The sequence below is a fragment of the Methylobacterium trifolii genome (genome assembly GCF_022179685.1).
Taxonomy (GTDB): Bacteria; Pseudomonadota; Alphaproteobacteria; order Rhizobiales; family Beijerinckiaceae; genus Methylobacterium; species Methylobacterium trifolii.
On sequence record NZ_BPRB01000158.1, the window covers coordinates 1 to 11,451 of the forward strand.

General features: G+C 68.8%; 11 protein-coding genes and 1 pseudogene. 4 read left to right on the forward strand and 8 right to left on the reverse strand.

All coding sequences use genetic code 11. The features are described 5' to 3' along the window. From COGEMETH_RS14300 to COGEMETH_RS14310, 3 genes and pseudogenes are all read right to left on the reverse strand, one after another. Positions 1–809, reverse strand: an 809-nt coding sequence (locus tag COGEMETH_RS14300) for an AI-2E family transporter (RefSeq protein ID WP_238183306.1), incomplete at its 3' end; no start/stop codon positions are given. Positions 810–842: 33 nt separating this feature from the next. Beyond that, positions 843–1,572: pseudogene (locus COGEMETH_RS14305) on the reverse strand (hypothetical protein); the annotation flags it as partial. A 69-nt stretch (positions 1,573–1,641) separates the two neighbouring features. Then, complete coding sequence (locus tag COGEMETH_RS14310; RefSeq protein ID WP_238183307.1) at positions 1,642–2,505, reverse strand: helix-turn-helix transcriptional regulator; 864 nt, start codon at positions 2,503–2,505, stop codon at positions 1,642–1,644. Between the two features lie 98 nt (positions 2,506–2,603). Here COGEMETH_RS14310 and COGEMETH_RS14315 point away from each other — a divergent pair, with 98 nt between their 5' ends. Further along, the gene (locus tag COGEMETH_RS14315) at positions 2,604–3,506 is read left to right on the forward strand and encodes an SDR family oxidoreductase (protein WP_238183308.1); all 903 of its coding nucleotides are present in this window, start codon (positions 2,604–2,606) and stop codon (positions 3,504–3,506) included. A 172-nt stretch (positions 3,507–3,678) separates the two neighbouring features. Here COGEMETH_RS14315 and COGEMETH_RS14320 read toward each other — a convergent pair whose 3' ends face one another. After that, on the reverse strand, positions 3,679–4,572 hold the full coding sequence (locus tag COGEMETH_RS14320) for a LysR family transcriptional regulator (RefSeq protein ID WP_238183309.1): 894 nt from the start codon (positions 4,570–4,572) through the stop codon (positions 3,679–3,681). A gap of 96 nt (positions 4,573–4,668) precedes the next feature. On the opposite strand from COGEMETH_RS14320, the gene COGEMETH_RS14325 reads away from it, so the two are divergent. Further along, on the forward strand, positions 4,669–5,790 hold the full coding sequence (locus COGEMETH_RS14325; RefSeq protein ID WP_238183310.1) for an aldo/keto reductase: 1,122 nt from the start codon (positions 4,669–4,671) through the stop codon (positions 5,788–5,790). Positions 5,791–6,097: 307 nt separating this feature from the next. Here the strand turns inward: COGEMETH_RS14325 and COGEMETH_RS14330 are convergent, their stop codons facing one another. Together COGEMETH_RS14330 and COGEMETH_RS14335 are read right to left on the reverse strand one after the other, a co-directional pair. Further along, positions 6,098–7,090: an NAD(P)H-binding protein gene (locus tag COGEMETH_RS14330; RefSeq protein WP_238183316.1), complete on the reverse strand. Its 993-nt coding sequence runs from the start codon at positions 7,088–7,090 to the stop codon at positions 6,098–6,100. Between the two features lie 810 nt (positions 7,091–7,900). Then, the gene (locus COGEMETH_RS14335) at positions 7,901–9,349 is read right to left on the reverse strand and encodes an MDR family MFS transporter (RefSeq protein WP_238183311.1); all 1,449 of its coding nucleotides are present in this window, start codon (positions 9,347–9,349) and stop codon (positions 7,901–7,903) included. Between the two features lie 471 nt (positions 9,350–9,820). Between COGEMETH_RS14335 and COGEMETH_RS14340 the strand changes: the two genes are divergently transcribed. Then, positions 9,821–10,159 (forward strand): hypothetical protein, encoded by a 339-nt coding sequence (locus COGEMETH_RS14340; protein WP_238183312.1) that lies wholly within the window; start codon positions 9,821–9,823, stop codon positions 10,157–10,159. 11 nt (positions 10,160–10,170) lie between these two features. Then, a complete protein-coding gene (locus tag COGEMETH_RS14345) occupies positions 10,171–10,428 on the forward strand; it encodes a DUF6894 family protein (RefSeq protein WP_238183313.1) in 258 nt (85 codons plus the stop codon). 271 nt (positions 10,429–10,699) lie between these two features. On the opposite strand, the gene COGEMETH_RS14350 is transcribed toward COGEMETH_RS14345, so the two are convergent. Further along, the gene (locus tag COGEMETH_RS14350) at positions 10,700–10,966 is read right to left on the reverse strand and encodes a hypothetical protein (RefSeq protein ID WP_238183314.1); all 267 of its coding nucleotides are present in this window, start codon (positions 10,964–10,966) and stop codon (positions 10,700–10,702) included. Further along, positions 10,963–11,451 (reverse strand): HD-GYP domain-containing protein (locus COGEMETH_RS14355; RefSeq protein ID WP_238183315.1); only part of this gene is annotated, 489 nt, incomplete at its 5' end. The genes COGEMETH_RS14350 and COGEMETH_RS14355, both read right to left, overlap by 4 nt.

Sequence of the window (11,451 nt, forward strand, 5' to 3'; positions counted from 1 at the left end):
ATCACCGTGTTCGAGATCAGGTTGCCGATGACCGGCAGAAGCCCGGTGACGAAGGTCACCGCGACCATGGTCTTCGTCAGCGGAAGCGGCATGCCGATCAACGGCACCACCACCAGCAGGTAGATTGCCGTCAAGGCGGTGTTCAGGGCCGAGATGCGGACCTGAGCGAACACCACGTTGCGAAAGGCGGCCGCGACGAGCCGAACCCGGTTCGAGAGCGCACCGACGAGCGGTCCGCGTTCGGCTGTCCCTGTCTCGCGGCTGACGGCGACCATCCCGCCGATGACGAGGCCGAAGACGATGTGGATCAGGGCCCGCCAGACATCCTGGCCGATGGAACGCAATTGTCCGGCATGCTCACGCAGCCAAACAACCGACGCCGCCCTCAGCTCCTCCGACTCCTCCGGAACGTAGCTCAGCACCCACGACGGCAGTTGCGCGCGCATCGACTCGATGACCTCGGCCATCTTGCGCAGGAGGAGCGCCAGGTTGTCCGATCCGCTCGACAACAGGGCGATGAGGCCGAGAATGGCCCCGCTGACGGCAGAGACAACGACGACGGCAAGGAAGGCCACGGCGATGACCTTGCCCCTGTGGTGCGGGACGAGCGTGCTGTAGCGGCTGGGGGCGAGCAGGTGGACGAGCTCGTAGACCAGCAAGCCTGCCAAAAGGGAGGTGAGCAGATGGAACTGCAGGGTCGCGAGCAGGGCCAGACCGGTCAGGATCAGGCTCGCGACCTCGAGACGTGACCGGTCGCGCGGGCTTGGCGCGTCTCCGGCTGGCCGCTGAAAAGAACCTGGATCCAGCATGCGATCGCCTCGGCCGTTACACTGCCAACGACCTTACGTGGGTTTCGGCCCCTGCGCAGGTCGTGCAGCAGACAGCACCGCGGACAGGCGAGCTACCGCTTCGCGAGCGAGCGAGGGACTGATGGCGAAGCACATGCGCACGAAGCCCTCGCCCTCCGGCCCGAACGCGGTGCCTGGCGCGACGCCGACCTTTGCATCTCCCGGTAGCCGGAAGGCGAGGTCGAGGCTCGGCTCGCCGTGGGACAGGCGGGCCATGAGGTAGAACGCTTCGTCCGGTGGTGCGGCCATGACCGCCGGCAGGGAACGCAGGACGGCACGATCGGCGACCAGTCGCGTGCCGATGCCCTCGGCATGCCGTCCGGCCCGCTCATCCTGCCGGGTCCGGCAGCGTCGCTCCAGATCCGCGTTCAGCGCCTCGAAGGACGCCGCCACCGGGGCCGGGGTCACGACGTTGGATCGGGCGTACTCGACCAGGCCTTCGCCCTTGGCCTTGTCGTTGCCCTTGCCCGGACGCCCGAAGCGGTCCCGGAACAGGTGGTGGCTCACCCGCTCGGTGAAGGCGCGGGTGCGATCGTGCTGACCCCCGCCGCAGGTCTTGGCGACCGCGATCCGGGTGTCGTCGCTACGCGGACCTTGGGTTCGGAGAGGGCGGCCCCAGCTTCGGCTTCTCGATCGGCGTGGTGCGAGTAGAGCCCGGTGGCAATGAGAACCGGCACATCTTGGCAATCGTCTCGCGATTGAGCCCGAAGACCCGAGCTGCCTCCGCAAGACCACCCGACCCGATCGTAGACCGGAGTGGCAAGTGTCGAGCCAATCGAGTCATGGGTCCGGCCTATGCAGTTTTCGGACCCTGACCTTGAGGCCCGGCACCTCCGGGCGCTGAACCGACGAGCGTACGGATCTGTTCCCGGACGCCCTGCGCGACAGGGTTGTAGACGATCATGCCGAGATCCGGCCGACCATCCACTGCGAAAGTCGAGAATTCCAGATCGATGGCGCCCAGGACGGGATGCCGGAGTCGTTTGACGCCGTCGCCATGCGCATGGACGTCGTTCTCCCCCCACAGGGCGGCGAACTCGGGACTGGAGCGAGAGAGTTCGTCTACCAATTCGCCGACCTCGGATGTAGCGCCGGCCCGCACCGCGTCTGCCCGGAATGCGCCGACCACGAAGCGGGCCACGCTTTCCCAGTCAGCCTGTGCCGTCCGCACCCGCGGATCGCAGAACAAGCGGCGGAGAATGTTGCGCTCGCTGGGAGGCACCGTATCCCAGTCGGTCAGAACCACGGCCGCCGCTCGATTCCAGGCGACGATGTCCCATGTCGCGGTCTTGATGATCGCAGGGCTGACCTCAAGCGTGTCGAGAAATCGCTGCAGGCGCGGCGTGATCCCCTCTTTGAGCCTGTAGCGAACCTCCGGGGGATGCCCGAGGGCAAGCATGAAGATATGCTCGCGCTCCGGCTCGGTCAGCATAAGCCCGGCGGCAATGCGGTTCAGCACATCCGCCGAGGGCGCGCCGCCGCGCCCTTGTTCCAGCCAAGTGTACCAGGTCGCGCTGATGTTCGCGCGCTGGGCGACTTCCTCCCGACGCAAGCCCGGGGTGCGCCGACGCCCGGAGAACCCGAAGGCGGCCGGGTCGAGTTTGGTCCGCCGATGCCGCAGGTACGTCCCCAGTGGGGTTTCGGAACTCGCAGGCATGACGATCCTGTTAGACGATATACCAGGATAAGGTCACCACTTTAACGGGATCTCTGACAGGCCGATAGGGGAGGTCCTGGACACATCGGACCCCTCTCATGCGCATCTTCCTCACTGGTGCCACCGGCTTCATCGGCTCGGCCATCGTCCCGGAACTGCTCCGTTCAGGGCATCGAGTCCTCGGATTGACGCGGTCGGCCGCGGGTGCCCAGAAACTGATCGACGCCGGGGTCGAACCCCATCGTGGCGACCTCGAAGACCTGGACACTCTGCGCAGCGGCGCCGCCCAAGCGGACGGCGTGATCCACACGGCGTTCGACCACGACGACTTCTCGAACTTCGTCGCCAACTGCGAGAAGGACCGGCGCGCCATCGAGACATTGGGCTCCGTATTGAAGGGATCGGATCGCCCGCTCCTCATCACGTCAGGGACCGGGATGGGAAGCCCCTCGGGGGGTGGACCGGCGACCGAAGACGTCTTCAACGTGGAGCATCCAAATCCCCGCATCGCGTCCGAACTGGCAGGCGCCACGCTCATGGAGAAAGACGTCAACGTGTCGGTGGTGCGCCTCCCACAGGTGCACGACACCGTGAAGCAGGGGCTCATCACCTATCTGGTCGACATCGCCCGCCGGAAGGGCGTCTCGGCCTATGTCGGTGACGGAGCCAACCGCTGGCCCGCGGCTCCCGTTCTCGACGTTGCCAGACTCTACGCGCTCGCGTTCGAGCGCCGTGAGGCGGGTGCCCGGTACCATGCGGTCGCCGAGGAGGGTGTTTCTGCCCGCGACATGGCGGAGGCCATCGGCCATGGCTTGAATGTGCCGACGGTCGCCCTGCCGCCGGAGGAAGCCACGGTGCATTTCGGGTGGTTGGCCGCGTTCGTCGGCCTCGACATGCCGGCGTCGAGCACGCTGACGCGGGCGCGGCTCGATTGGCATCCGACCGGACCCGGCCTGATCACAGATCTTGAGGGGATGGACTATTCCCGCGCGTCCCACTGAGAATACGGCGTCTGTCTACCGTTGGCCCCAGTGGCAATCGGACTGTCACATGACGACCCGACCTCGTCGTTCCACCAATCTCCTCGAGTGCCGGAAAGCAGTCGGACCGCTGCGTGGTGGAACCACCACGAAGCGGTCGTGGGAGCATCAAACCGTGACCGACCCGGACAGGTCATGCTCCGACCCAACGCACGGCGTCGATCAGGGCACGAAGCGCCGGGGTCGCCTGCCGGCTCGGATGGTAGAGGTGGTAACCGGGGAAGGGCGTGCACCAGTCCGTCAGGACCTGCACGAGTTGGCCCGCCGCGATGTCGGCGGCCACCTCCTCCTCCAGCATGTAGCCGAGTCCGGCGCCGGCCCGCACGGCCGCGCCCGCGAGGGCTGCATCGTTGACCGTGAGTTGCCCGCCGGCGCGCACGCGCACGTCTTGGCCGCCGCGAGCGAACTCCCACGGCAGCAATCCGCCTCCGCCGACCAGGCGGTAGTTGACGCAGTTATGCGCCTCCAGGTCCGCCGGCGTCTCGGGCCGCGGATGGCGCGCGAAGTAGGCGGGTGTGCCGACCACCACCGTGCGCTGGTCCGGCCCGAGGCGCACCGCCACCATGTCGCGCTCCACCGTCTCGCCGAAGCGGATGCCGGCGTCGAACCGGGCCGCGACGATGTCGGTCAGGCGATCGTCGATGACGACCTCGACCGAGACGGCGGGATGATCGAGGAGGAAGCGCGGCAGGGCCGGGTCGAGCACTTGGCGTGCCGCCGAGGAGAAGGTCGTCAGCCGGAGCGCACCGGACGGCGCGCCGCGCCAGTCGGCGAGCGCGGCGAGCCCGCGCTCCACCTCCGCCAGCGCCGGGGCCAGCGACCGCACGAGCCGCTCGCCCGCCGGCGTCGGAGCGACGCTGCGCGTGGTGCGCGCGAGCAGCCGAACCCCGAGCCGTTCCTCCAGCCCCCGTACGGCGTGGCTGAGCGCCGAAGGCGACAGGCCGAGTTCGGCCGCCGCGCGCGTGAAGCTGCGGGTACGCGCGACCGCCGCGAAGGCCGCGAGATCGTCGAGCGTACCCCGTCGCATTCCTGAATTCCGCTCACAAGCTCTTGCCGATGATTGGGGCTAATCCCCCAACGATGGCGACGCTATCCTGTGGGATATCACCAGGGATATGCAACAATGGACCTCACGCATTACCGCACGCTCGGCCGCTCCGGCCTCGCGGTCAGTCCGCTCGCGCTCGGCACCATGACCTTCGGCACCGCGCGCTGGGGGCTGGACGAGGCCGGCAGCCGCGCCGTGTTCGACGCCTATCTGGAGCGGGGCGGCAACTTCGTGGATACGGCCGACGTGTACGCGGGCGGCGAGGGTGAGACGATGCTCGGCCGCTTCATCGACGAGCGCGCCTTGCGCGACCGGATCGTCCTCGCGACCAAGTCGGGGTTCGCCACGGGCAAGGGGCCGCACGCGGGCGGCAACGGTGCCAAGCACGTCCACACGGCGCTGGAAGGCTCGCTTCGCCGCCTGCGGACCGACTACGTCGATCTCTACTGGGTCCACGTCTGGGACGGGATCACGCCGGCCGAGGAGTTGCTGGAGACCATGGCCGGTCTCGTACGCGCCGGGACGATTCGCTATTGGGGCCTGTCGAACACGCCCGCTTGGTACGTCGCCAAGCTCGCGACGCTGGCCGCACTGCGTGGCCTGCCGGGGCCGATCGCCCTGCAGTACTTCTACGCGCTCGTGAACCGGGAGGTGGAGGACGAGCACATCCCGCTCGCCGCCGAGTTCGGCTTAGGCATGGTGCCGTGGTCGCCGCTCGCCTACGGGCTGCTGAGCGGCAAATACGACCGCGCGACGGTGGAAGCGGCGGGTCCGCGTGCCGGCGGCCTGCCGAAGGATGCGGCGCAGTCGAGCGAGATGCGTCCTGCCGACGACAAGCGGCTCGACGGAGCCAACCCGTTCGGCGACAGCCTGTTCACGCCGCGCAACTGGGCCATCGTCGAAGGGGTGCGCCGGGTGGCGGAAGCCATCGGGCAATCGCCGGCGCGCGTCGCGCTGGCCTGGGTGGTCGGACGATCGGGCGTGGCCTCGACGCTGATGGGGGTGAGCCGGCCGGCGCAGGTCACCGACAACATCGCCGCGCTCGACCTCGTGCTCTCCCCGGAGCATCGCGCCGCGCTGGATGCGGTCAGCGCGCCGGTGGAACCGCGCCTGATCTACGGCCTGTCGCGACCGCCGTTGCGGCAGGCCGTCGTGTTCGGCGGCGCGCAGGTTCAGGCCCCGAGCGAGGCGCCCTGACGAAAGCCTTCACTCGCTCGCTCGGTCTCGGGTGTGCACAATTTCGATGTCCGCCAACGCTCGAAGGCGACGCGCGAGCATCGGTAAGAACAGACGTGAGGAAGACGTCTGGCTTCATGGACCTGCAACCGAAAAGCGGACGGGCAGGAAACCCCTCGCCTCGGACGTTCAAGAGGTCCACTGCGGACGTTCGATTCGTGCACTGTCGGAGCGCACTCCGACGAAGTGGATACCGGTTCGTCGCGCGAGTGCGCGTCGAAACGGAGACCTGGAACCGTGATCCGACCCGCCGTGGTCGGGCACGGCTCTAAAACACCGCATGGTCGCCGCGCTCGACGACGGCCTCGCCTCGGACCAGCCGTGCATAATAGTCGAACAAGGTCTCCGAGCCCGTCGAAGGCGTGGCGCTCGCATCGTATCGCCCCGTCGCCGGATCCAGGACGAGCATGGACTCCGTGGCGTAGTAGCGGCCGATGCGCGCGAGTTCAGCCTTGGCGGCCGCCGCCGGGAACACCCGTCCGAGCATGGCCAGAATGGCGATGATCACGTCCAGCATGACCACTGGCACATGGGTGAACCGCGGCTCGCGCCCCACCAAGGCAAAAAGGCGCTCGCCCTGCGCCTTCGGGGTCACCGCATCGCCGGGGCCGCCGATCGGGAGCACGCGATTGCGCCGGTCTGCGTTGTCGAGGCATTCGGCGAGATAGCTGCCCAAGTCGTCGTCGCTGATCGGCTTGCAGGCCGTCATCGTGCCGTCGCCGAAAACCAGGAACGGCCTGCCTCGCTTCACGCGGTCGATCTGCCCGGAGAGCGATTTGAAGAAGGCCGTAGGCCGTATGATCGTGTAGGCGACGCCCGACTCGACCAGCAGTCGCTCGAAAGCGAGCTTGGCATGCTGAAAGGCCAGGATCGGCTTCTGAACGCAGATCGCCGAGAGAAGGATGAAGTGTGTCACGCCGGCGGCCTTGCTGGCCTGCAGCGCGTTCACATGCGCCTGATGATCGATCGCCCAGGCGTCCTCGGGCAATCCGGTGCGCGAGGCTAGACACGAGACCAGGACGTCGAACGTCTCGCCACGGAAACCATCGTGCGCGAGCGACGAAGGATCGGTCACGTCCGCGAACCTGGCGCTTGCACCCGCAGGCACTCGAGGACACTCGAGCCGCCCTGGATGGTCGCGGACATCGGCGCTGCGCCTGACGAGGCAGACGACCTCATGACCGCGTGACACCAACGCCCGCACGGTCGCACGGCCGATCGTTCCTGTACCGCCGAGAACGAGGACGCGTCGTGGGTACATATCGGTTGGATCGCCGCCGGGGAAAACATTCAACGCCCATGTCACGAGGCGTGGACGTGCTGGAGCGTGGTTCAGTCTCTGCCGTGCTTCCGGAGCGACCTGACCAAGCCGGTCGAGGCTTCCGCCAAGCCATTTGCCGAACCGAACGCGCGCCGGGCGATTTGATCCGCGGTGGGGCACAAGTGCAAGGTCTCACATCCTGCCTGCCGCGCCGTTCGGGCATGGACCGGGCGCTCAAGGCTCTCCGAGCCCCGCCAGCCAGCATCGGGAGGAGTCAGGGGGATGACGGCTGCGGCCTACAACAGTGTGATCATCAAGGATATTCAGGTGCTGGCGGCAGGGTCCGAATCCGGGCCCCCCTGCCACCTGAACATCCAAGCCATTCGGACCATTGAGCTTCTCGCGCAGTCGCCCTGCGGAGTGAGCCCGTCGCCGTAATCCGCTGCTCCGAAGTCCGTCCGGAAGGCCGGGGAAGAGACGGAGTGTCGGCGCGGTTCGATGTCGTCCTGCGAGGGGCGATCGTCCGTTTCCGACGGGGCGTCCCGGACGACCTGCGCAGGCTCATCCAGCGACGTGACCGCGTCCGCAGTCTCGGGGCCTCCAGCGCGCGCTGCCAAGCTGCGAGCCTGTCCGTCATATCCTGGCGCGGAGCGCCTGCTCTCGGCCCATCGTGCGACGCCGGTGCCGACGGACGCCCGACGCGCCCGCCTCCATGGGCAAATGGGCAAGTCGACACGGGGCAAGTGACGGCCGCGCGGGGGTTTCACCGAGGCGAAGGGCGAGGGCCGCCGGCCGGCGAGACGATCGCGCTCACGTCTGCAGCGGCCGCTCCTCCATGAGCGCGAGGAACACGAACGCCAGGAGCAGGCCGATGCAGGCGGCCGCGAACACCAGGCGGAAGGTTTCGGCGAGCAGGGCCGCGTCGGAGCCATGGATCAGGCGCGCGATGTCGTGGCCCGCCGCCCCGCCCCCTGCGGTGCCGCCGAGCACGATCGTGCCGAACAGGGCGACGATCAAGGCGCCGCCGAGCGAGCGGAAGAAGTTCATCGAGGCCGTGGCGATGCCGAGCTGGTGCCGTTCCACCGTGTTCTGGATGGCGATCGTCGACAGGGGCAGGATCGTACCGATCCCGAGCGACAGCAGGGCGAACAGGATCTCCATCAGCCACAGGGGCAGGGCCGCCCCCTCGAAAGCGATGATTGCGCAGCAGACGAGGCTCGTCGCCATCATCGCGAGCGGCACGCGCTTGTAATGGCGCAGGTACATCATGGACCGGCTCGACACGGTGGCGCCGACGACGGTGCCGACCATCAGCGGCACCATGGCGATCCCGGATCGGCTCGGGTCGAGCCCGAGCACGCCTTCGAGGAAGATCGGGACGTAGATCGTCAGTCCGATCAAGGTGCCCATGGCAAAGCAGGCCGCGATGGTCGCGGTGTAGACCACCTGATCCTTGAGCACGCTCAAGGGGATCAGGGGTTCGGGCGCCGTCAGCAGCCGCGCCACGAAGCCGGCGATCGCCGCAATCGCCAGCACGAGCAGGCCGAGAACGGGCGCGGAGCCCCACGGGTAGCGTATCCCGCCCCAGCTGAGGGCCAGCATCAGCGCGCTCGATCCCACCACCAGCAGGACCGAGCCCAGGTAGTCGAGCCGGTGACGGCGCTCGTTGCGCGGCAGGAGCTTCAGCTTGGCGTTGGTCAGGACGAAGGCCAGGAGTCCGATCGGCAGGTTGATCCAGAAGATGAGGGACCAGTGCAGGTGCTGGGCGGTGAAGCCGCCGAGCAACGGACCCGCCAGGGACGCCGTGACGAACACGCTCGCGATGTAGACCTGGTAGCGCGCCCGCTCCTTGGGCGAGAGGATGTCGGCCAGGATGGTCTGGGCCAGGGCGATCAGGCCGCCGCCGCCGACGCCCTGCAGGCCGCGTGCGAGCGCCAGCAGCACCATCGTCGGGGCGAGCGCGCAGAACAGGGAGCCGACGCTGAAGGTCGCGATGGCGATCAGCAGCATGATCCGCCGCCCGTGAATGTCGCTCAGCTTGCCGTAGAGCGGCGTCACGGCCGTGGAGGCGAGCAGGTAGGCGGTGACGATCCACGGCAGGTTCTCGGCGTCGCCCAGCTCCCGCCCGATCGTCGGCAGCGCGGTGGCCACGATGGTCTGGTCGAGGGCCGCGAGCAGCATCGCCGCGACTAGGCCGAACAGGATCGAGCGGATCTCGGCCTGGGTCAGGGTGATCCGGGGGGGTTGGGGTGCGTTCAAGCTCGACCTGCCTCGAAACCGGCGATGGAGGGTCTCGCTACGCCGATCCCGGCTCGGCCTCCAGGCGCCGGCCGCAGGAAACGACGGACTCGCGGGTCAAAGCCGGCGATCGGGCGTATCCTGGGATACGCCGGGCTCTCGGCGTCGCGCCGCTCTGCCGCGAGGCCGCCCGCCAGATGCGGGCCCCGACCGGCTTCGACCGGGTGATGGTCTCCCGGTTCGCGCAGGACCATTCGGGCGAGGTCGTCGCCGATGCTGAGGAAGCCCTGCGGGGTGGCGGACCTGCTGCGCGCCCTCCCGTCCTGAGCGGCCGCCCCTGGTCCCGAGCCGCCCGACCATCGAGCCGCCTCGGCCTCCGCGACGGCCGGGCGCAGGACGCGCGACGGGTCAATCGGGTTTGCGCGCCGGGGCGAACACGGGGCGGCGCGGCGCGTTCGTCGGTATGGCGAGCCTGAGGAGGGCGCCCCGCGCATGATCGAAACACCGGATGGCCGCTACATCGTCGTGCGGGGCCGCCTCTGGCGCGCCCAGCGGCCGGACCTGGAGCCGGAGCGGCGCGACCGGCTCGTGCACGACCTCATGGATGCGCGGCGCGCGGTCGGAGCGGCCAAGCGGGCCGACGACGAGGCGGGCATCGCCCGGGCGCGCGCGGCCGTCGACGCCGCCAAGCACGGCCTCGGCGAGCGGGGTCCGGTGTGGTGGACGGACGGCGCGCCGGACCTCAACCGGCGCATGGTCGAGAACACGGGTTATGCCGGCTGGTACGCAGGCCTGCCGGATGCGGACAAGGCCGGGCCGGCCCGGCGCTGACGGAGGACGGGATGCCGCGCTACTTCTTCCACACGCACCTCGGCGCAGACGTCGTCACCGATCCGAGCGGCGTCGAACTCCCGGACCCGGATGCGGCGTGGGAGGCCGCGCGCGACACCGTCCGGGCCGCCCTGGCCGACCCGCGGGATCAGGCCCGGCTGCTGGGAGCCAGCCTCGTCGTGACCGACGCGGCGGGCGACGTCGTGTTCGAGTTCCCGTTCAGCGAGGCCGTGACGCTGCCGTCGCCGCACGATCCGACGATGCACTAGAGCCGTGCCCGACCACGTTGGGTCGGGCACGGCTCTAGGTCTTTGTTTCGACGCGCACTTTCACGACGAACCGGCATCCACTTCGTCGGAGTGCGCTCTAAGACCGTGTCCCCTCGATCGAAGCGGACCCGGTATCAGGAATCCCGCGCGGCGCCTGAGCGAAGCCGAAATCCGCATCGCGCCGGGATCGAACGGATTTCGCATGACACGGCGACCTCGTGCCGGGGGATGGACGTTTCGAACAGCCATCCGTGCGCGAGGACGCCGCGGCTCACGCGACGCGGGACGTGTCGCCGTCCGATCGATCGGGATCGCCGGCGGCGGCCTCCAGCACGAAGGCCAGGCATCGCGCCCTCAGCTCCGGGTCCTCGATCATGTCGAAGGCCGTGAGGAGAGCGAGCGCCTGCGCCTGTTTCGAAGGCCGTTCGCCCAGCGGCCCGGAGAAGGCGGCGACGGGCAGGTCGAGGGCCGACGCGATCCGGTGGAGCAGCCCGGTGGACCGGAGCGCGATCGTGTCCTCTTCAGGCTGCCGTGTCATGCTCGTCCCTCGCGGATGACCGGACGCAAGCCCCCCGAGACCCGCCAGGGCTCGCCCCGCGTCGTCGCTTCCACGGGGTCGCCTTCGAGCGAGGCGGCGAAGGCTTCGACGAGCGCCGGCTCCAGCTTGGCGGCCGCCGACATCCCGCGCAGGACACGCAGGGCTTCGGCCTGAGGCATCGCCGGGCGGTAGGGACGCCGTTCGGTCAAGGCCGCATAGATGTCGCAGATCGTCAGCAGCCGGATCGGATCGTCGATCCGGTCGCCGCTCAGCCGGTCCGGGTAGCCGGAGCCGTCGAGCATCTCGTGGTGGTGACGCGTCGCCGGGAGCGCGACCGGGTCGCGCATGCCCGATGCGAACAGGATGTCGTGTCCGACGGCGGCATGGGTCCGCATCACGGCCATCTCGGCCGCATCGAGCGGACCGGGCTTGTTCAGGATGGCCAGGGGAATGCGCGCCTTGCCGACGTCGTGGACCAGGGCGGC

What these genes read in the sequence shown, in the direction of transcription:
- COGEMETH_RS14310 (WP_238183307.1), bottom strand. Translation starts at nt 2,505, where the DNA reads ATGCCTGCGAGTTCCGAAACCCCACTGGGGACGTACCTGCGGCATCGG.
- COGEMETH_RS14325 (WP_238183310.1), top strand. Translation starts at nt 4,669, where the DNA reads ATGGACCTCACGCATTACCGCACGCTCGGCCGCTCCGGCCTCGCGGTC.
- COGEMETH_RS14345 (WP_238183313.1), top strand. Translation starts at nt 10,171, where the DNA reads ATGCCGCGCTACTTCTTCCACACGCACCTCGGCGCAGACGTCGTCACC.
- COGEMETH_RS14340 (WP_238183312.1), top strand. Translation starts at nt 9,821, where the DNA reads ATGATCGAAACACCGGATGGCCGCTACATCGTCGTGCGGGGCCGCCTC.
- COGEMETH_RS14315 (WP_238183308.1), top strand. Translation starts at nt 2,604, where the DNA reads ATGCGCATCTTCCTCACTGGTGCCACCGGCTTCATCGGCTCGGCCATC.
- COGEMETH_RS14330 (WP_238183316.1), bottom strand. Translation starts at nt 7,090, where the DNA reads ATGTACCCACGACGCGTCCTCGTTCTCGGCGGTACAGGAACGATCGGC.
- COGEMETH_RS14350 (WP_238183314.1), bottom strand. Translation starts at nt 10,966, where the DNA reads ATGACACGGCAGCCTGAAGAGGACACGATCGCGCTCCGGTCCACCGGG.
- COGEMETH_RS14320 (WP_238183309.1), bottom strand. Translation starts at nt 4,572, where the DNA reads ATGCGACGGGGTACGCTCGACGATCTCGCGGCCTTCGCGGCGGTCGCG.